General features: G+C 52.3%; 16 protein-coding genes. 10 read left to right on the forward strand and 6 right to left on the reverse strand.

What is annotated here, in order from left to right:
* Positions 1–3: 3 nt before the first annotated feature.
* The 10 genes from ABV298_RS11405 to ABV298_RS11450 all read left to right on the forward strand — a co-directional run bounded on the left by ABV298_RS11405 (position 4) and on the right by ABV298_RS11450 (position 12,568).
* On the forward strand, positions 4–1,887 hold the full coding sequence (locus ABV298_RS11405; protein ID WP_353722227.1) for a RagB/SusD family nutrient uptake outer membrane protein: 1,884 nt from the start codon (positions 4–6) through the stop codon (positions 1,885–1,887).
* A gap of 5 nt (positions 1,888–1,892) precedes the next feature.
* Positions 1,893–2,582, forward strand: coding sequence for a DUF3823 domain-containing protein (locus ABV298_RS11410; RefSeq protein ID WP_353722228.1), 690 nt, complete (start codon positions 1,893–1,895; stop codon positions 2,580–2,582).
* The gene (locus ABV298_RS11415; RefSeq protein ID WP_353722229.1) at positions 2,582–3,562 is read left to right on the forward strand and encodes an arabinan endo-1,5-alpha-L-arabinosidase; all 981 of its coding nucleotides are present in this window, start codon (positions 2,582–2,584) and stop codon (positions 3,560–3,562) included. The genes ABV298_RS11410 and ABV298_RS11415 overlap by 1 nt, the downstream gene beginning before the upstream one ends.
* 344 nt (positions 3,563–3,906) lie before the next feature.
* Positions 3,907–4,779 (forward strand): AraC family transcriptional regulator, encoded by an 873-nt coding sequence (locus ABV298_RS11420; protein ID WP_353722230.1) that lies wholly within the window; start codon positions 3,907–3,909, stop codon positions 4,777–4,779.
* A gap of 82 nt (positions 4,780–4,861) precedes the next feature.
* Positions 4,862–8,644, forward strand: a complete 3,783-nt coding sequence (locus ABV298_RS11425) for a hydantoinase B/oxoprolinase family protein (RefSeq protein ID WP_353722231.1) — start codon at positions 4,862–4,864, stop codon at positions 8,642–8,644.
* Positions 8,645–8,714: 70 nt separating this feature from the next.
* Positions 8,715–9,872 carry an NRAMP family divalent metal transporter gene (locus tag ABV298_RS11430; protein WP_353722232.1) on the forward strand — a complete coding sequence of 386 codons (1,158 nt, stop codon included), beginning with the start codon at positions 8,715–8,717 and terminating at the stop codon, positions 9,870–9,872.
* Between the two features lie 10 nt (positions 9,873–9,882).
* Positions 9,883–11,190, forward strand: coding sequence for a glycoside hydrolase (locus tag ABV298_RS11435; protein ID WP_353722233.1), 1,308 nt, complete (start codon positions 9,883–9,885; stop codon positions 11,188–11,190).
* The gene (locus tag ABV298_RS11440; protein WP_353722234.1) at positions 11,159–11,455 is read left to right on the forward strand and encodes a hypothetical protein; all 297 of its coding nucleotides are present in this window, start codon (positions 11,159–11,161) and stop codon (positions 11,453–11,455) included. Before ABV298_RS11435 ends, ABV298_RS11440 begins: the two co-directional genes overlap by 32 nt.
* 302 nt (positions 11,456–11,757) lie before the next feature.
* Entirely contained in the window at positions 11,758–12,084 is a 327-nt protein-coding gene (locus ABV298_RS11445; protein WP_353722235.1) for a metalloregulator ArsR/SmtB family transcription factor, read from the forward strand.
* Complete coding sequence (locus ABV298_RS11450; protein ID WP_353722236.1) at positions 12,074–12,568, forward strand: SRPBCC domain-containing protein; 495 nt, start codon at positions 12,074–12,076, stop codon at positions 12,566–12,568. The genes ABV298_RS11445 and ABV298_RS11450 overlap by 11 nt, the downstream gene beginning before the upstream one ends.
* 98 nt (positions 12,569–12,666) lie before the next feature.
* Here ABV298_RS11450 and ABV298_RS11455 read toward each other — a convergent pair whose 3' ends face one another.
* The 6 genes from ABV298_RS11455 to ABV298_RS11480 form a co-directional block, all read right to left on the reverse strand.
* Positions 12,667–14,079, reverse strand: coding sequence for an amino acid permease (locus ABV298_RS11455; RefSeq protein ID WP_353722237.1), 1,413 nt, complete (start codon positions 14,077–14,079; stop codon positions 12,667–12,669).
* Between the two features lie 121 nt (positions 14,080–14,200).
* Positions 14,201–15,460 (reverse strand): FAD-dependent oxidoreductase, encoded by a 1,260-nt coding sequence (locus ABV298_RS11460; protein ID WP_353722238.1) that lies wholly within the window; start codon positions 15,458–15,460, stop codon positions 14,201–14,203.
* Between the two features lie 136 nt (positions 15,461–15,596).
* The gene (locus ABV298_RS11465) at positions 15,597–16,598 is read right to left on the reverse strand and encodes a 4-hydroxyproline epimerase (protein ID WP_353722239.1); all 1,002 of its coding nucleotides are present in this window, start codon (positions 16,596–16,598) and stop codon (positions 15,597–15,599) included.
* A 145-nt stretch (positions 16,599–16,743) separates the two neighbouring features.
* Positions 16,744–18,219, reverse strand: coding sequence for an aldehyde dehydrogenase (NADP(+)) (locus tag ABV298_RS11470; RefSeq protein WP_353722240.1), 1,476 nt, complete (start codon positions 18,217–18,219; stop codon positions 16,744–16,746).
* A 555-nt stretch (positions 18,220–18,774) separates the two neighbouring features.
* Positions 18,775–19,707 (reverse strand): dihydrodipicolinate synthase family protein, encoded by a 933-nt coding sequence (locus tag ABV298_RS11475; protein WP_353722241.1) that lies wholly within the window; start codon positions 19,705–19,707, stop codon positions 18,775–18,777.
* Positions 19,708–19,816: 109 nt separating this feature from the next.
* Entirely contained in the window at positions 19,817–21,757 is a 1,941-nt protein-coding gene (locus ABV298_RS11480) for a DUF3857 domain-containing protein (protein WP_353722242.1), read from the reverse strand.
* Between the last annotated feature and the right edge of the window lies 1 nt (position 21,758).

Below are 21,758 nucleotides of genomic sequence, written 5' to 3' on the forward strand. Positions count from 1 at the left end.
GTTATGAAAAAATTATCACTCAAAATATTCGTTTCTGTTTCCATGCTCGTTTTCGCGGGCTGCGACGACTGGCTGGAACGCAAGCCACAGAACATCATCCTCGAAGAACAGGTCTGGAACGACCCGAAGATGATCACCGGCCTTTTGGCCAACTATTACGACCGCCTGCCTTATCATACCGACCTCAACCACGGTTCAAGCACCGACAACAATGCGGTGATCAAAGAAGGCTGGCAAGATTTTGCCGCTTATGACGAAGCAATGTGGTCCAACAACGACGATGCGCGGAACAATATCCTTTCCTATCCGGTAGACCGGTGGCGGCTTTGGGATTACGGTCTGATACGCGACATTAACCTTGCGTTGGAAAACCTCCAGACTTACGGGGTCAGGATTTCGGACGCCCAAAAGGCGCAGTTTTCAGCTGAATTACGATTCTTACGCGCCTTTGTGTATTTCGAACATGTGAAACGCATGGGCGGCGTCCCGTTGGTGACCAAACAACTGATCTATAACTTCGACGGTAACCCGTCGGCGCTGCAGCAACCCCGCAACAAAGAAGAGGAAGTGTACGATTTCATCGCCAGTGAACTGGATGCGGTGAAAGATCAGTTGGGCAACGGAACGAGCAACACACGGGCGAACAAGTTTACGGCACTTGCCGTGAAAAGCCGCGCCATGCTGTACGCCGCGTCGATCGCCAGGTACAACAATAAGATGGCCTCTCCCATTACCACACCTGGTGGCGAGGTGGGAATCCCGGCGTCCCGTGCCAATGATTATTATACGAAATCATTGCAAGCCTCCGAGGAAATCATCAATAGCGGCGCCTATGAGCTCTATAAAACCAATCCGGATAAAGGGATGAACTTCTATGAGGCCGTGACAAAAAAGAGCGCCAACCGGGAGGTAATCTGGGCGCAGGATTTTTTGGTAAGTAAAGACAAACGTCACGGATTCACTTACGACAACATCGCGCGCAACGTACGGGAGGACAACCTGTCGTCATCGTCCATTACCCCGTCGCTGAACCTGGTCGAGGATTATGAATACCTCGACGGTACCTCGGGCGAACTGAAAAACCGCAACGCCGGCAATACCGATTACATTTATTATGACAAGTTGCAGGACATTTTCGCGAATAAGGATGCCCGCCTTTACGGAACGGTAATTTACCCCGGTACAACGTTCCGCGGCATGGAAGTTCAGATACAGGCCGGGGTAAAAGTGTGGGACAATGCGACCAATGCCTTCAAAACAGTAGAATCTAACGTCCTGGGCTCGACCTACGACGACGGCGGATTGCTTACCGGCGCCTCCGGCCCCCAACGTTCACAGACCGAAGTTTCCAATACGGGCTTCTATCTCCGTAAATATGTGGACCAGACGGCCATGTCGAGCACGCGGGGTATCCGCAGCGATATGTGGTGGGTAAGGTTCCGTTTGGGTGAAATATACCTGAATGCCGCCGAGGCAGCATTCGAGCTCGGCCGGAATGCGGATGCACTAAAGTACGTTAATACCCTTCGTGAACGCGCCGGATTTCCTGCCAACAGCCTGAAAACGCTCACGCTGGAAAAATTGCAGAATGAGCGCCGTGTAGAACTGGCTTTCGAAGACCATCGTGTGTGGGATTTGAAAAGATGGCGCATCGCGCACGAAGTGTGGAACGGCAATTCAGCCAATCCGGATGCGGTTATCTACGCATTATATCCTTATCGCGTGGTACGCCCCGGCCACGCCACGCACGGCAAATACGTTTTTGATAAACTGGTAGCGCCACGTTTCCGGACGCCGAGATTCTTCCAGATGGGCAACTATTACTCGGCCATTCAGCAGAACGTGATTGACAACAACCCGAAAATCATCCGTAACCCATTCCATTAATCGCAATGAAATCAAAAATCATATATGGCATTCCGGCATTGCTGCTGGCACTCATGCTCGGCCTGTCGGCTTGCGAAAAAGATAACCGCACCGAACCCAAATCGGTTTTGAAGGGGCGGGTGGTATATGAAGGCCAGCCCGTGGGTGTGCGCTCGAACGGCGTCCAGCTCGAACTCTGGCAGCACGGCTATCAGCTTTTTACCAAAATACCCGTGCATGTGAGCCAGGACGGTACATTCTCGGCTTCGCTATTCGATGGTAATTATAAACTCGTGCTCCTCCGTGGCAATGGGCCGTGGACCGACAATACCGATTCCATCGATGTGGAATTGCGTGCCTCAAAAGAAATCGATGTGCCTGTAAACCCCTATTTCGTGCTTAAAAACGATGTGTACTCTAAAGGCGAAGGTAAAGTTTCAGCTACCTTCAACGTGCAGCAGGTCGCAAAGGGCCGCACGCTTGAAAGGGTTAACCTTTACATTGGCACAACTACGATTGTCGATCCGAATAACAGCGTCGCTAATGCGCAGGAAGTGGCTGCCAACCTGACCGACCTGTCGAAGCCCGTTACGCTGACCGTCAACATTCCGGCCGCACAAGCGTCGCGCGAGTACGTCTATGCGCGCATAGGCGTGAAAACTTCGGGTGTGGGTGAAATGCTTTTCGGCATGCCGCAGAAGATTATGTTGAAGTAATGAGGCCATTTATTTTCTTACTACTCATCCTGGGCGCGCAACTCTGCCGCGCCCAGGATTCTTTGCAAACGAATATCCCGGTCCATGACCCGGTGATGATCCGGCAGGACGGGGTTTACTACGTTTTCGCGACTGGCCGTGGCATCGGCATATGGTCTTCGAAGGATATGCGTCACTGGAAAAAAGAAAGGCCGGTATTCAATGCGCCGCCCGAATGGGCCGTGAAGGCCGTGCCGGGTTTTAAAGGACACATCTGGGCGCCGGATATTTCGTATTACAATGGCCTGTATTACCTCTATTATTCCATTTCCACATTTGGCAAAAACCGCTCGTGCATAGGCCTGGCCACCAACAAGACCCTCGACCCGAGCAGCGCCGACTATCGCTGGACCGATCATGGACAGGTGATCGAATCTGTCCCCGGCCGCGACGAATGGAATGCCATCGATCCCAATCTAATCCTCGATGAGCAACAGCAACCCTGGCTCGCGTTCGGCTCGTTCTGGAATGGCGTCAAGCTGGTAAAACTCGATGCCGACGCCCGCCATATTGCTCAGCCGCAAACCTGGTTCACCCTCGCGAGCGTCCCGCGCAAGAGAGCGGGCAGCGACTCCACCGGTAACGGGGCCATCGAGGCGCCGTTTATTTTCAGAAAATCTGATTATTTCTATCTGTTTGCCTCCTATGACTACTGTTGCCGGGGCGAAAAGAGTACTTACAAAATGCGTGTCGGACGCTCCAAAACGCTCACCGGCCCCTACCTCGACATGGACGGTATTCCGATGACACAAGGTGGCGGGACATTATTACTGGAAGGCAATGCCGACTGGCATGGCGTCGGGCACAATGCGGTTTGCACATTCGACGGGACAGATTACCTCGTATTTCATGGTTATGATGCAAAAGACAAAGGGCGCTCCAAGCTGCGGGTGGAGTCGTTGGACTGGAATGATGGTTGGCCGGTGTTGCATTCGCATTAACGATGTTACATCCCTGACGGGATTTTATTAGCGGAAGCGGGTTCTTGGCTGCCGATATTACATCGCTACGCGATTGGCCTTGATTAATGCGGTTAGACATGAAATACTGATAGCGCGGTACGTAAACCGCTTCTGCATAACCAGATGACGGATATCTTGCTACCAATATTACACCGCTACGCGATTAAGCTCAACTAATGCCGTTAGGCATGAAACATTGGTAGCCTAACGGACGCAACGCTTCTTCTAATGCCGTAGGCATGTAACAACAAAAAATGCAATACATCAAACGAAACAATTCCGGCATGAAGCATTAACCAACCTTCCTGCGTATATTTAATATTATGAAAGTCGTACAATTCACCATCCCCGTTTCCCGCGAAAGTACAATTGTCGTGCAGGAGGAAAAACTGCCGCATTACTACCCGCATTTGCACCGCCACCGCGAGGTGCAAATCGAGTGGGTGGTGGAAGGCTCGGGAATCCTGGTCGCGGGGAACTATATGCAGCGGTTCGAGTCGGGCGACATTTACATTATCGGGGCTAATCAGTCGCACATTTTCAAGAACGACGAGTCCTATTTCAATCCCGACGAGCCCAGGCAGATCCATTCCGTTTCCATTTTCTTCGATCCCAATTATTTATCCCAGAACATCCTGAGCCTGCCGGAAATGGCCAGTATCCGGAAGTTCGTCAACGGCGTTCACAACGGCTTTCAAATCCCTGAAGAAGCGCGGGAAAGTGTGCAGAAAATCATTTCGGAAATTATCCACTACAAGGAAAGCCAGCGCGTGGCGGCGTTTATCAAACTGCTCTACCAGTTTTCGACCACCCGCGACCTGAAACCGCTCGCTACCAGCAACAGCGAACAAGTCATTTCCGAGGTCGAGGGGATCCGGATGGACCGTATTTTTCAATACCTCGTCACGAACTACAAACGCCACATTTCCCTCGCCGAAATCTCCGAAGTCGCCAACCTCACGCCACAGGCATTCTGCCGGTATTTCAAGAAGCACACCGACAAGACCTTTGTAAGTTTTCTGAATGAAGTGCGGATCAACGAGGCCTGCAAGATTATCCTTTCCGGGAAGTTCGACAGCTTTTCGGACATCTGCTACCAGACCGGCTTTGACCACGTGACGAATTTCAACCGGGTGTTTAAAAAGACGACCGGCATGTCGCCCGGCGAATACCAGAAAGGTTTCAGGGATATTTAAATTTAAGGTAAAGACAGGCTTCAATGCGCTGAATTGGGTAAATTAGGGTTTCTGCTGCTTTATTGAAACAAAACCCGTTGTTTTGAAAAATACCCCTTCAACCGCCTGGCAAATCTGGATCGATACCGGCGGGACATTTACCGATTGCCTGGCTATTGACCCGACCGGGAACAAAACGCGCATCAAAGTACTTAGTTCCAGCTGCCTCCGGGGCCGCATTACAGAGAAATTAGGCAACAATACCTACCGTTTCAAAGCCTCCTGGTCGTACGATGGCGCCCTTTTCAAAAACTATACATTCAAACTGCACGGAAACGAAATGCCGAGCCGCATCGAAACGATAGACAGGCGGCAACACACGATCACATTGAAGGATGATCTGGCATTTACCCAGCCCACCGATTTTGAAATAACCACGGGCGAGGAAGCGCCCATTCTGGCCGCGCGGCTGCTTACCCAAACGCCGCTCGACCAGCCGCTTCCGCCGATTGCCATGCGATTGGGCACAACGAAAGGCACCAATGCATTGCTCGAAAGAAAGGGCGCCAAGACGTTGCTGGTTGTCACAAAGGGTTTCAAAGATCTGCTCTACATTGGTAACCAGCAGCGCCCGTCACTTTTTCAGCTTAATATCCCCGAACCTAAATTGCTTTACAGCGATGTGCTGGAAGCGGATGAGCGGTTGGATGCGGCAGGGACTGTGCTCTATGCATTGGATTTAAGCGGTTTCAGATCTAAAACAACACCTGCTGATTATGAGTCAGTAGCCGTTTCTCTTTTGCATTCCTACCAAAATCCGGAGCATGAATCGCAGCTGGCGACGTGGTTCCGGGATAATGGCGCAAAATACATTTCCGCATCGTCGGACCTGTTTCCGTTCTCGCATTACCTGCTCAGGACGCAAACGGCGGTAGTCAATGCCTACCTCGATCCGATCCTTGACCAGTATTTAACCAATATCGGAAAAGCACTGAATGGCGCCGCGCCGGATGGCGGTAGCCTGCAAGTCATGACCAGCACCGGCAGCCTTTCCGAAGTGAGTGGTTTTCACGCAAAAGACAGCTTGCTCAGCGGCCCGGCCGGGGGAATGGTCGCGGCCACCAACTTCGCCCGCAAACTGGGTTTTCCAAAAGCCATTACCTTCGACATGGGCGGCACGAGCACTGACACGGCGCTGATCGACGGCCAGCCGGAACTAAAATATGTTACCGAAATCGACGGCATTGAATTCCATAACCCTACCCTGGCCATTGAAACCGTTGCCGCCGGCGGTGGTTCGGTGTGCTGGTTTGATGGTTTCTCCTTGCAGGTAGGTCCCGAAAGCGCCGGTGCATCGCCGGGCCCGGCCTGCTACGGGGCGAACGGGCCGTTGACGGTTACGGACATCAATCTGCTGCTGGGCCAGCTGGAAACATCGAAATTCAGTATTCCCATTAACCCCGCGGCAGCTATTTCGAAGTTGGAAGAGCTCCGGACCGCCATCCGGTCGCAAACCGGCAATCTTTTAAGCCATTACGAAATCCTGACGGGCCTCGAACGCATTGCCAACGAAAAAATGGCCGACGCGATCCGAAAGATTTCAGTGGAAAAAGGGATCGATCCCAAAGCGTTTGCACTGGTCACTTTCGGCGGTGCTGGCGGCCTACATGCCTGCCAGCTGGCCGAGCTGCTGGATATGGATACTGTGCTGCTCCCTTACGACGGCGGGCTTTTCAGCGCGGCGGGCATCGGCGAGGCGTTGATCAGCACCATCGTTTCGAAACAGATCCTGCTGCCCTGGACAGAGGCGGCGGACAATATCCCTGAGTGGTGGGAAAATCTGGAAAAGCAGGCCACCGAAATTTTAAGAAAACAGGGAGTTAATGCTTTTGAAATCGTATTCTGCCATGTTTACCTACGGTTTGCGGGGCAGGAAAATACCGTCGAAATACCCTATTCGGGCGACACGACGCTCGCCAAATTCGAAGAAACTTACCGCGCGCAGTTCGGGTATTTCCCGACTAATGTCGTAGTGGAACTCGAAAGCGTCAAACTGAAAGTCCAACAGCGAAGCGCAGGCATCGAGCCGTTACCGGTTATTAAAAATGGGCCGGACGCATTGCATTCCGGCCGCAGCAAACCGTTTTTAAGTGACCCGCGCCTCCCCGAAACGGCGGTTTTCGAATGGGACAACCTCCAACCCGGCGATCAGCTGGAAGGGCCTTCCATTTTGCTTAACAACACTTCCACGACCTACCTGCCGAAAGGCTGGAAACTGGTGATCCAGCATGGGCAGGACGCCATTGCCTGGCGAACAGCGAGCGCAGGGACCCATACCGGGCACCAAAGTGAGGAAGTTGCATTGCAGCTTTTCACGAACCGCTTCAAAGCTATCGCCGACGAAATGGGCGTGCAATTGCAGCGGACGGCCTTTTCGGTGAACGTCAAGGAGCGCCTCGATTTTTCGTGCGCGTTGCTCGACGCCGACGGCGAACTTCTCGTGAACGCGCAACACATTCCGGTGCATCTGGGGAGCATGGGCATATGCGGGCGCCTCGTGCGCGAAGCCATCGCGATCGGTCCGGGCGATGTGGTGATTACCAACCACCCACAATACGGCGGGTCGCATTTGCCGGACATTACCCTGATCGCCGGCGTGTTTACAGACGACGGGATTTGTGTAGGTTATGTCATCAACCGCGCGCACCATGCTGAAGTGGGCGGCAAAACACCCGGGTCAATGCCGCCCGACGCGGCTTGCCTGGCCGAGGAAGGCGTGGTAATCGTGCCGCAATATTTGGTAAAGGGAGATGAATTTCAATGGGAGGCATTGCAGGAACTGTTCACAAGCGGCCCCTACCCGACCCGTTCGTTCCTGTCCAACGAAGCCGACATTGTAGCAGCCCTGTCGGCATTGAAAAAAGGCAGCGCGCAATTGCTGAAACTGGTGGAAAACCATGGTCTGGAAACCGTGCGAAAATATATGGGTATGCTAAAACAAACGGCTGTTTCGCAGCTCAGGAATGCATTGCTTCCGCTGCGAGGGCGGGTTTTTGAGGCTTCTGAGCTTTTGGACGATGACAATCGGATAAACGTCAAAATTACCATATCCGATGATAAGCAAATCTTCGACTTCACAGGCACGTCCGGCGTCCATCCCAATAACCTGAATGCAAATATTTCCATTCTGTACAGTGCGATATTGTATGTGCTAAGGCTTTTGGTAGACAAAGAGATTCCCTTGAATGATGGCCTGATGCGGAATGTAGAGATCAGACTGCCCGAAAACAGCTTTCTGCATCCGCAATTTTCCGACGATCCGTGGCAATGCCCGGCGGTGGTTGGCGGAAACACGGAGGTGAGTCAGCGGCTGGTGGATACTTTATTAAAAGCATTCGGCCTCGCCGCTTGCAGCCAGGGGACGATGAACAACTTCCTTTTCGGAAACGAGCGGTTCGGCTATTATGAAACGATCGGTGGCGGTGTGGGCGCGGGGAATGGATTCGATGGCCGCTCGGCGGTGCATCAGCATATGACCAACACGCGCATCACCGATCCGGAACAGTTGGAACGGAAATATCCCGTTCGGTTGCTCGAATTCGGCATTCGTCGCGGTTCAGGCGGTGCGGGGCGCTGGCGCGGCGGGGACGGCATTGTGCGGAAACTGGAATTCCTGATGCCATTGCAGGTTACTTTGCTTGGTCAGCACCGGCGGTATGCACCTTATGGCATGGCTGGTGGTGGCGATGGGCTTCGCGGGCGGCATGTGCTTTTTTCAAACGGCTCGGCGAATGAGTTACCCGGAATTTGTAGTCTTGAAGTGAATGCGCGGGATGTTTTGGCAATTGAGACTCCGGGGGGCGGGGGTTTTGGAACTTCAATTTAATAATGCCACGAAGACACGAATGTGCACGAAGACATTCGTGTAGAATTCGCGCCTTCGTGATAACAAAAAAATGTCAAAAAACAAAAATGCACTGCTAGGCGCCGCATTCCTTATGGCCACCTCCGCGGTAGGTCCCGGCTTTCTGACCCAAACGACCGTCTTCACCGAAAAGCTGGCGACCAGCTTCGGCTTTGTCATTTTGATATCCATCGTGATCGACCTCGCGGTCCAGTTTAACATCTGGCAAATCGTCACCGTCTCCGGCAAACGCGCCCAGGATCTGGCCAACGACCTTTTCCCCGGCCTGGGCTATCTGCTCGCATTCCTAATCGTGGCCGGCGGGCTGGCTTTTAACATCGGTAATGTAGCGGGCGCCGGCCTGGGCATCGAAGCCATGACGGGCATCGGTGTTCAAACCGGCGCGATCGTCAGCGCGGCCATTGCCATCGGTATTTTCCTGTTCAAAGAAGCCGGCAAGGCCATGGACAGTTTCGCCAAAATCCTTGGCTTCGTCATGATTGCCCTCATTCTCTACGTCGCATTCACCTCGCACCCGCCACTCGGCAGTGCCGTTCGTCACACTTTCCTGCCCGAAAAATTCGACCCTATCGCCACCCTCACACTCGTAGGCGGGACCGTGGGCGGGTACATCTCCTTCGCGGGCGCGCACCGCCTGCTCGACTCGGGCGTACGAGGCCGAAATGCATTGAAAGAAGTCAACCGCGGCGCATCCACCGGCATACTTATCACCGCTTTGATCCGCTATCTGCTCTTCCTGGCCACGCTCGGGATTGTCCTCGGCGGCGCGAGTATCAACCCCGACAATCCCGCAGCTTCGGTTTTTGAAAACGCCGTTGGCGGCTTTGGAAAGCAGTTGTTTGGACTCATGATCTGGGCGGCCGCCATTACATCGGTGGTTGGCGCGGCTTACACTTCCATTTCCTTTCTGAGGTCGTTCCACCCGCTGATAGAAAAGCATCAGTCGCGCATTATTATTGTCTTTATCCTTATTTCCACCCTCATTTTCCTGCTCGTCGGCCGACCGGTGAAAGTGCTGGTCTTTGTGGGCACATTGAATGGCTTTGTACTCCCCATTGCCCTCGCCATTCTGCTCGTAGCAAGCCGGAAAAGCCGGTTGATGGGCAGCTACAAACACCCGGTGTTGCTCCAACTTGCTGGCTGGGCAGTGGTACTGATCCTTCTTGCTATGGCTTTTAATGTATTTTAAATTAATCATCGTGAAAAAACTGCTCCTTACCATCCTTTCTATACTTACCACAGTGCTTGCACATGCGCAAAAGCCGAAAGAGCTGGTCGTTAAAATCGATACCCGAAACAAAGCCCAGCAAATGGATAACTTCGGTGCCGCCGGAGCCTGGTTCACCGAGGGCATTGCCAAAAACTGGCCCGCACAAAACCGAGAACAAATGGCCGAATGGCTGTTCAGCAAGGATTTCGATGCAAATGGCAACCCCAAAGGCATCGGACTCTCGGCCTGGCGCTTCAACATTGGCGGCGGCACAGCCGAGCAGGGCGACAGCAGCGGCATTACCGATTTCCGCAAACGCGTGGAATGCTTCCTGCGTCCTGATGGTACTTACGATTGGTCGAAACAGGCTGGTTATGTATGGTTTACCAAAAAAGCGAGGGAATACGGCGTCGAAAACATGATTGCGTTCTCCAACACACCACCAGTGCAGTTTACAAAGAATGGTCGGGGTTATAAAACCACGAAAGACTACATCTCGAATCTCAAACCGGAGCATTATGGCGACTATGCCCGCTTTCTGGCGACGGTTTTGAAGCATTTCGATGACGAAGGTTTGCATTTCAAATACATTAGTCCCGTGAACGAGCCGCAATGGGACTGGTCGCACCCGCCGGGCCAGGGTGCCAAGCAGGAAGGCAGCCCATGGCACAACGACGAGATCGCGTACGTGGCCCGGGCCCTCGACAGCGCATTGACCACCACCGGCTCGACCGCCCGAATTCTCCTTACCGAAGCCGCCCAGCTCGATTACCTCTATGCCAAAACCGGTAACGCTAACCAACAAACGCAGGCATTTTTCAACCCAAAAAGCAGGCTTGCATTAACCGACCTGAAACACCTCCCACGCATCATCGGCGGCCACAGTTACTTCACCGACAAAGGCGACAGCGCCCGAATCGCCGTCCGCCGCCACGTGGCCGACACTACTGCCAAATACGGCGTCACCTTCTGGCAAACCGAATACTCTATGCTCGCCGACGGCTACCGCGAAGGCAAAACCGGCCGCATCCCCGCCATCGACTGCGCATTGTTCCTCTCCAAAGTCATCCACGACGACCTCGTATACGGCAACGCCGCCGCCTGGCAAGCTCTGGAACAGCTGGGAACCCGGCAACCCCGATTTCGACACCCGCTACTACCTCATCGCCCTCAAACCTTCTTCACCCGGGTATGTAGATGGCAGCATCACCGCCACCAAAAACCTCTGGGCGCTGGGCCATTACAGCCGCTTCGTCCGGCCGGGAATGCACCGACTGAGTGTGGAGCGCGGCGATAAACTCAGCAAGGAGCAAATTGCCCAGGATCTGATGGTTTCGGCCTTTGCGAACGAGAAGCAAGTGGTGTTGGTGGCTATTAACTATGGCAATGAAGAGCGCGTTTTGCGGCCGGAGATCGCAGGATTGAAGGTGAAGAATGCGGAGGTTTATTTGACTACCGGGGACAAAGGGGTTGATATGAAGCATACGAAAGTTAAGAACTTAAAGAAAGGATTGAAAATTCCGGCGCGGGGGATGGTGACGGTGGTGGTGGCGAATAGCTAACAATCATCAGGAAGCTCCTCCAAAGTATTTAAAACAGCCCGGCGCCGTTTTCCCCCCCTTCTCCGAACATTAAAAAGCTACCTATTCAAGCCGCATTCACATCCAACCTCCCGCCGTCTTCCCAATCAATTATGCCGCAGGTACGACGCCTGGCGGCATGGCGTTGCGATTTGCGCAACGGACGCTCCTGGATGCGTAAAGTCCTCCGCACAACCGGTTTGAAATAAATTACAAAAAAAATTTGCGCAACTAAAAAGTTGCATATATATTTACAACCATCAAGTTGCATATTTCGATCTTGTATGAAAGGAGATATTTTTCAGGCTATTGCGGATCCAACGAGAAGGGCCATTCTCGTACTGATTGCGACGCAATCCATGACGCCGAATGCGCTGGCGGAACATTTCGAGACTTCCAGGCAGGCGGTTTCGAAGCACATCAAGGTACTCGCCGATTGCGAGCTGTTGAAGCAGAACAAGGTCGGGAGGGAGATCCATTATTATTTCAATCCAGTCAAAATGAAAGAGTTCGACCACTGGTTGACGCAGTTCAAAAAACACTGGGAAGACCGTTTCAATCTATTAGATCAACTATTAACCAACCTAAATTCAGATTCCAATGAAAAGTAACCTGTTAATGAATTTTTCGGTAGACAAAGAGAATAACCGCGTCAATGTAACGCGTGAATTTGCTGCCTCGGTGGCGAAAGTCTGGGCCGCATGGACGCAAAGCGAGCTGCTCGACCAATGGTGGGCGCCGCGGCCGTGGAAAGCACGCACCAAATCCATGGATTTCCGTGTAGGCGGAAGCTGGCTTTATGCCATGGTGGGCCCCGAAGGCGAAGAGCATTGGGCGAAAGTCGAATACAAAACGATCGACCCACAGAAAAGCTTCTCGGCCAACGACGCGTTTTGTGACGAGAACGGAACGATCAACACGGAGTTCGCACAAGCACTTTGGACCAACAATTTCACCGAAGCCAATGGTACTACTACCGTTTCCGTGGCGATTCAGTATGACAAATATGAAGACATCGAGCAGATGATGCAGATGGGCTTCCAGGAAGGGTTTACGATGGCGCTTGGCAATTTGGACGAGTTGCTGGAAAAGTAGGCAACGCATTTCATCAACAAACAAATACGCTGGATTGAACCTAGTGATCGGTCGCGTCGTCTCTGACTACGTTCAATTTGATCACTAGGTCCAACTAATCACGCCAAGCCCTTATCACGTGCCACCATATAATAAACCGGTATTCCAAGGAGCACGATGATCAGCCCTGGCCAGGTGTATTCAGGCTTGTAGATGATCAGCAGCAGGCAGAATGCAACGCCCATAATAATGTAAATGATCGGCAAAAACGGGTAGCCGAATGCCTTATAAGGCCGCGGTGCGTCGGGACGTTTTTTGCGGAGAATGAATATGCCAATAATCGTAAGCATATAGAATACCACCACTACAAAGGAAATCATATCCAGCAAGTTGCCATATTTTCCACTCAGCGCCCATAACGACGCGATCACGCATTGCAGCCAAAGACCGATTTCCGGTACCGCGTTCTTATTCAGTTGTCCCACTTTTTTGAAAAACAGCCCATCTTTCGCCATTGAATAGTACACCCGTGCGCCGGACATGATCAGTCCGTTGTCACAACCAAAAGTCGAAATCATGATCATTACGGCGATCACAATCGTTCCGGCATTGCCAAAAATGACGTGGGAAGCAGTTACGGCCACGCGGTCCTTGTCGGAGGAGGCGATCTCCTGCAAAGAGAGCACGCCGGTGTACATCACGTTGGTGAGCACGTAAATGACCGTCACAATGATGGTCCCTAATGCGAGACTAAGGCCGATATTGCGCTGCGGATTTTTGATTTCACCGGCAATGAATGTTACATTATTCCACGAGTCAGAACTAAAAATAGACCCTACCATCGAAGCGGCAATAGCCCCGAACGCGGCGATGGTAGTATAGGAGGCAACACTTCCGTCAGGGTCGAGCTTATGCAAATCCCACATACCCTCGCCCCAGTTGGCGGCCCACACTTCCGGTTTCATGAAAAATAACCCGAAAACAATGAGACCGAGCAAGCTCAGAAGCTTCGTTAATGTAAATGTGGTCTGGATGATTTTGCCGCTATTGACGCCGCGTGTATTCGTAAACGTCAGCAACACGATGACCACAATAGACAGTAGCTGCGCCGGACTTATCTTAAGAAATCCAAGGTCCAACGCGACCAGATCTTCACTGAATTGTGGAACGAGATAGGCGGTGAATTTCGCAAATGCCACAGCTACCGCGGCGATAGTGGCCGTTTGGATGACAGTGAAAAAGCTCCAACCGTACAGAAAGCCGATCAACGGGTTATAAGCTTCTTTGAGATAAATATACTGACCACCCGCCTTGGGGAACATGGCGCTGAGTTCGCCGTAACTCAATGCGGCCGTAAGCGTCATAAAACCGGTGATAAGCCACACGAACATCAGCCAACCCACGCTTCCGGTATTCCGCACGATGTCGGCGCTTACAATAAAAATGCCCGACCCGATCATACTGCCGGCAACGAGCATAGTGGCGTCAACAAGACCTAACGAGGGCTTGAAAGAGGTGTTTTCTTGTGGCATAAAGGGTAATAGGTTATCAAGTCAGGTTTTAAACTGTGTAAACTACGAAGTATTTGAACTACTCACAATATCCCATCCTGCCTCTTGCCAAAATAGCGTTGCAATACCGCTCCGCCTGCATTTATTGATACCGCTCCGGATCGTAGGGCGTCACATCCACCGACGATTTCACCCGATCGGCCAATTCAGCTACAATCTTACCCGTGCCTGGTCCCAGACTGACCCCCATCATGCCATGCCCTCCGGCGACGATCAGGTTGTTCAGTTTTTTGGAATAACCCAGATAAGGCAAGCCGTCGGGGGAGCAAGGCCGGAAACCATACCAGATGCGGTCCTTTTGAGGCACGGCCACGTTCAGCTCAGGGTAATAGCGGGGAATCGAATGGACAATGCCCTCCACCCGGTTCATGTTGATCTGATTGTTCAATGGGGCCAGTTCCATAGTGCCGCCAAAACGCACCTGTCCGTTCATAGGCGTTACAGCTACACGGGCTTCGAGGAGCAACGCGGGATGAACAATGGGATGTTCGGAATTGGACTCCATAAAGGAATAACCTTTGCCCGGCATAACCGGAATGGAAAGGCCAGCCTGTTTGGCGAGCTGCGGAAGCCACGAGCCGCCGGTCATCACTACCAGGTCGCCCTCATAAGTTCTGGCAGCCGTTTTGACCCTCTTTATCCCGCCATTCTGAATGTCGAAACCGGTCACTTCGGTGTTCTTCACAATTTCTGCGCCGAGCGCGGTAATGCTATGGATAAGCCCGTTCACCAATGCCGTCGGATACAAATGCGCATCGCAACGGTAATGCACGGCCCCGGCCACATCGAGCTTGATGCCCGGCTCCAATGCCTGAACTTCCTCGCGGCTGAGCATATCGATGTCCAGGCCGAGCTGCTGCCCCTGTTTACCGACGTGGATTTCCTCTTCTCCGGTTTTGTCGGATTTATAGAGCATCAGTATGCCCTTTTCTTCCAGCCCGAAATCCAGGTTTTCGTCGCGAACAAGGTCTTCGTAGAGTTTTTTACTTAATAAATGATAATCCCTCAAATGCGGCGCGGCGCGCTCCACATTGGCTTCTGTGGCGGCTTTCATGAATTTCAAGCCCCATGAAATCAGTGAAAAGTCGAGCGAAGGCTTCACATAAAAAGGGCTGCGGCTATTGAACATCCATTTTATTCCCTTAGAAACCATCCCCGGGGCGGCGAGCGGAATAAAATGGCTCGGCACAATCATGCCCGCATTGCCGATAGAACAATTATCGAACAAATCGCCCTTATCGAGCAAAGTCACTTTCCACCCGCTTTTCAGCAAATAATAGGCCGAAGCCAAACCCGAAATCCCGCCACCGATGATGAGGGAGCTGCCTTTTTTGGTGTTCATTGTATGCTATAAGCTGTAAGCTATAAGCCTTAGGCCGAAAGTTTACAGCTATTTTATTGACATTTATCTAATTACAAGCACCTCAAATCAATGTTCCCGCTTGAAGCTTACAGCTTATAGCCTAACGCTTACAGCCTCACAACACCTGAAACCCAAACGCATAAGGGTCCTCTTCGTCGTCGATGAAGATGGTGTTGTGCCCGGTGATGACGGCCCAGCCTTCGATGCCGGGAATAATGGCCGGCTTGTCGCCGATGGCTGTTTCTTCTTCCACGGTACCGATGAATTTGGAACCGATAATGCTTTCGTGCACGAAACGGTCGCCCTTTTTAAGCTTACCCTTCGCGTGCCATTGCGCCATACGCGCGGACGTGCCTGTACCGCACGGGGAGCGGTCGATAGCCTTGTCGCCGTAGAATACCGCATTACGTGCCGTGGAAGTGGGGTCCAGCGGGGCACCGGTCCAGAGGAAATGGCTGAGACCGTTGATATGCTCGTTTTCGGGATGAACGAATGTATATTGTTCGTTCATCCGCTGGCGGCACACCCGGCTCCAACTGATGAGCTGGTCGGCGGTGTAGTTCTCAATGCCTTTGAAATTCTCCTGCGGATCCACAATGGCGTAGAAGTTACCGCCGTAAGAAACATCCACTGTCAGTGTGCCCAGATCGGGGCATTCGACCGTCAGTTTCTCCGCCGCTAGGAATGATTTGATATTGACCAGTTTGACAGATTTCACCTTTCGGCCTTCCTGTACATATTCTACCAGTACCAAACCGGCGGGTGTTTCGAGCCGTAGCTTTCCCGGTACTTTCGGCGTTACCAGCCCTTCTTCAATGGCGATGGTAACAGTACCGATCGTTCCGTGCCCGCACATCGGCAGGCAGCCGCTGGTTTCGATATAGAGTACGCCGATGTCGTTCGCCGGATCGATGGGCGGATAAAGAATGCTACCGCTCATCATGTCGTGGCCGCGTGGCTCGAACATCAGGCCTTTGCGGATCCAGTCGAATTCTCTCAAAAAATGGAGCCTGCGCTCCATCATACTGTTGCCCTCAAGGAGCGGCCCGCCCCCTGCGACTACACGTACAGGGTTCCCGCAGGTGTGGGCATCGATACAGAAAAAAGTTTTGCGCATAAAGGGGCTTAAGGCTTTAAGCTGTCTGCTTTAGGCCAGGTTTTGATTGGAGCTTTAGGCTATAAGCTTTAAGCCTTAAGCTTATTAATTAATTTATTTTCTTCATCCAACTGTAACTTATAGCTTAAAGCTTAAAGCCCGAGGCCTAAGTCCTCACAGCTTCCCGCGTCACCTCATTATCCACCATCCGCCATATTCCCAGTGGATTGGCGTTTTTCAATTCGTCGGGTAAAAATTCGTCGGGCCAGTTCTGGAAGCTCAATGGGCGGGTGAACCGCTTGATCGCATCCGGGCCTACCGAGGTAAACTGGCTATTGCTCGACGACGGGAATGGTCCGCCGTGGTGCATGGATTTACACACCTCGACGCCTGTCGGAAAATTGTTGAAAATAATGCGGCCACATTTGTTCTGAATAGCCGCCACCAACTCCCGGTGCGATGCCAGGTCTTCGCTTGTCGCCAGCAATGTAGCCGTCAGTTGGCCGTGCAGCTTTTGGGTCACCGCCAGCACCTCCTCCGCGTTCCGGCATTTCACGATCAACGCAAAGGGACCGAAAACTTCGGTTTGCAACTCATCGTTAATCAAAAAGTCGACCCCGCGAACGGTTGCCACGGTAGCAGCTCCCTGTCCGTCGGCCGCCTCGGTAGCAGCTACGGCCACCAGTTCCACGCCGGTTTGGCCTATTACTTTCTCGCGATTCCCGCGGTATGCGATCGCAATGCCCGCATTCAGCATCGGTGCGGGAAGGATATTCACAATTTCCTGGTTCAAGGCTTCGATGAAGCTGTCTAATGCAGGGTTATCTTCCGTGATCAACAGGCCTGGGTTCGTACAAAATTGTCCCACACCCAACGTCAGCGAGCCCGCATATTGTTTGGCTAATTCTATTCCCGCCGTAGCCAGCTTCCCGGGTAGCAGGAACACCGGATTAATGCTTCCCATTTCCGCAAAAACCGGAATAGGCTCCTTACGCTTATTGGCTACTTCCACCAATGCCAGTCCCGCACGATTTGAACCGGTAAAACCGACGGCCTTGATCACCGGATGAGCCACCAATGCCTGCGCTTCCTCGATGGTATCCGTGAAAATGTGCGCAAATGTCCCTTCCGGAAAACCGCTTTTGGCAACCCCGCGGCTAATGGCATCGGCCATGATCTGCGAAGTCTTCGGATGGCCGGGATGCGCTTTCACCACCACCGGGCAACCCGCCGCGATAGCGCTGGCCGTATCTCCGCCTGCAGTCGAAAATGCGAACGGAAAGTTACTGGCCCCGAAAACCGCTACGGGTCCTAATCCCACATTCGTTTTTCGGATGTCAGGCTTGGGCACGGCACGTTGCGGGTTGGCGGTATCGATGCTCGCATCGAGCGAATATCCTTTCTCCACCGCTTCGGCATAGCTTCTCCATTGGAATACCGTCCGGGCTTTTTCGCCGGTTAAACGGGCTTCGGGCAGGTTGGACTCCGCCATAGCCGTCTGGATCAGTTCGGGGCCGAGCGCTTCGATCTCATCGGCGATAGCGGTCATCAACGCAACCCTGCGGCGCAGCGAATAAGCATTCATTGCAACAAATGCCTGCCGGGCTTTTTCGAGAATAAGGTCTAAATCGGACAATTTCATAATTTAATGTTTTTGACAAAATGGTAACAATCCCGCCTTCGAAATCTAACGATCACCGGAGGCTTTTTTGTCAATATTACAGCATTTAGCCGGGTTGCGACCATTGCGCCACGCAGGAAACCCCTTCTGGGGTCCGAAATATTTGTTATGATCGGGTTTGCTACAAATAGGAGATTGCTCCGCAATCGGCAATATTCCGGTATGTCAAAACCGCATTCGAACATCGACACCTTCTACAAATATTGCGGTGCGCTGCACCTTGGCAATTGTTGTTTCACAACGCTGTTCTACAATTCTTGCGGTGCGCTGCACCTTGGCGTTTCGTTGTTTCGTGACACCGTTTCTACAAATCTTACGGTGCGCTGCACCTGGGCTCCTTTGATGCACAACACATTCTACAAATCTTGCGATGCGCTGCACCTCCTGCGTATGCCAAGGCGCAGAGCGCCGCAAGATTTGTAGCCCGATGTGCGTGAATATGGATTACCGTCATTATTCGTCAGGTGCAGCGCACCGGAAGAACATCACGACTCCGGAGGAGCTTCCTGTCCTGTATTATGCCACGTCGACCGTCAAATTCAGATAATCCGGCAATTCGGGCTGTGTAGCGATGGCCTGGTCGATGATCGCGAGTACTTTTTCGCGCTCTGCGCCGTGAAGCGGCAGGCGCGGTGCGCGTACGTATTCCGAACCGATACCCATTTTGGCAGCGGCGAGTTTGATATTTTGTACCAGTTTGGGATGAATGTCCAGTTCGAGCAATGGCAGGTACCAGCGGTAAATCGCCAGCGCTTCTTTGTATTGACCCGCTTTCACAAGATTAAAAATCGCTACGGTTTCTTTCGGGAATGCGTCCACCAAACCACCGATGACACCATCGGCACCCAGCATTACTTCCTCCATAATTAATGTATCGACGCCACAGAACACACGGAAACGGTCGCCGAACTTATTGAACAGGCGCGTTACATTGCTCACGTCACGGGTCGATTCTTTGATGGCGTGGATGTTCGGAACTTTCGCCAGCTCTTCGAACATCGGCAGGGTCACTTCGATTTTGTAATCGTAAGGGTTGTTGTAGATCATGATCGAAAGCGATACGCTTCCGGCGATGGTCTTGAACCAGGTCACAGTCTCATCGTCGTCGGCTTTGTAGCGCATCGGCGGAAGAATCATCAGGCCGTCGGCGCCTACGCTTTCAGCTTCTTTCGCGATGCTTACCGCCTCGGCTGTCGATTGTTCGGCGATACCAAGCACCACGGGCAGGCCGGCAGGAAGTACCTTCTTAGCATATTTCACCAGTTCCATTTTCTCGGCGCGGGTGAGTGTACTGGCCTCCCCGAGCGAACCGCCTACGATCGCCCCTGTTATACCTGCCTCAACCTGCGCTTCGAGGTTCTTGCCGAACAGCTCAAAATCAATTGTATCATCTGATTTGAATGGCGTCACCAACGCTGGGAAAATGCCAGACCATGCTTCTTTGTTCATATCCTGCTTATGTTAAAATTTTAGTCCAAAATTAATCCATGCTCCCATGCGGATATTCACATGTTTTAATCAATTCCTTACATATTTTAACATACTCCCCAAAATCCTCTCAAAGCTTGTTTTCGACGAACACCACCTGCGACCTGTCGGCCTTCCGGATCTTTTTCAGGAAATCGACCCAGGCCGCAAAATCCTTCGATCCGTAGCGCCCGCCGTTCATTACCACTTTCCTCGCGCAAATGAGCTTGTTGTTCTCGTACGTTGTTTTCAGTTCATAACTGCCGAATGCGGAAGCGATCAGAAAGGCGGGCAAGGTCGTTTCCAATTTATAGCTGGCCGGAACTTCGTATAACACTGTATCAAGATCGGTAAAGTTGTAGTCGGAAATGGGAAGGTAGAAATCCGTTGTGCGCTCGCCCGTCGCGGGAAGTTCGAACGGCCGGCTCAGCAGGCTCGGTTTAACGAATAGCCGGGTACCTGTTTTGGTAGCACAGTTGCGAACGTTCAGCGTCAGCTTTTCCGTAACCGACGGGTCCTTTTCCTGCCCTTGCGTCAGTTCGAAGCGCTGTAAGTCGAGGCTGGGAAGGTTAATATGGTTTAAAAGCCACTTCTTTTGTTCTTCCTTCGATCCGCTGTTGATCACACCCGCACGGCTCTCATGCTGCAAGCCCGTGTACAAAACCTTCACATCCACTTCGCCATCTCCGGTCTCGCCCAGTTTCACCAGCACACGACTGTTCCGCACATTCTGGTCTGGTTTGTAATTTAATGTAGACACGAGCTTGCCGCCGTCGGGCGTCACAAGCAGCGCGTACCTGCTGCCTGTGGAGGAACCCATGTAATTGGGACGCGTAGTCTGGCTGGTACACTCGAGCCAGAGTGTGTCCTTGTCCACCAATGCGCATGCGATGGCATGATTGAACTGGTTGCTAGGGAAATCGGGCTTCATCCGTTGTTCTTTTCCGGCGGCGATCAATGCGGGATAGCATTGGATACCAACCGACCGCAATGCCGCAAGGGTGAAATTGGTAAGCGCCTTGCAGTCGCCGTAGCCGGTATTGGCCACCGTTGTGGCGTCGATGGTCTGCCAGCCGCCGATACCGAGCTGAATGCTCACGTAGCGGGAACGCGACTGCATCCATTTGTAGATTAGCTCCGCTTTTTCGCGATCAGATTTCGCCGGTTTGATCACGTTTTTTATCTCGGCGAGCGTATTAGCCGGCAGCACGTCCCTGCCGGCATTCAGCGTATGATAAAACTTCCCGAAATCCGCCCAGGTATTGAAGTTTCCCTTGTAATCCTGAACCTCGAACTCCGAAGGGGCTACTATGACATGCGGAACCCGGTCTTCTTCGGGAAGCGGATAGAAATCGTCGGATTTTTTTGCTGCATAGTCTTTTAGGGTCCATTGATACAAGTCGCTGCCATCGGCGTCGGCAGATTTTACGACAGCCGGGGCCGCGTTGTATTCTTTATATCTGAACTTAAAACCGGCAGGAGCTTTGATTTTGTACGTTGAAAGCTCCACGGCCGATTTCTCGTCCGACACAGGCGTCCACCATGGGTACATCATCATGTTGCGCTTGCGCGCCTCATACACGTACTCGATCGTATAAGGGTAAGCATAGCTCTTTTTCCCAAAACTGGCCAGTTTCATGCGTGCATCGCTGATGTCGTCTCCGCCCGAACCGTAGCCAAAATCCTCGATATCCGAATTACGCAGTTTCTTGACCTGCTTACCGCTGGCATCGTACAGGGTCCCGCTGATATCGGAGATCTTCGTGAACTTGTCGTACCGCACATACAGCACCCCGTGCTCCTCCTCCCCGCTTTCGTTGAGGATGGTGACCACCGTCCTGTTTTTCTGAATGGCCTCGCCCTGGGATTTGATTTCCCAAACCAGTTCATCGACCCGCACGACAGCATTCGCATCCTTTATTAATGCAGGATTGATTTTATCCACATTGAAATCCGACTGTCCGGAAACACTTAGGGGGAACAGCAGGCACACGGATATTATATTTCTGACTGATATTTTTAATTTTTGCATG

It is taken from the genome of Dyadobacter sp. 676 (assembly GCF_040448675.1).
GTDB lineage: Bacteria > Bacteroidota > Bacteroidia > Cytophagales > Spirosomataceae > Dyadobacter.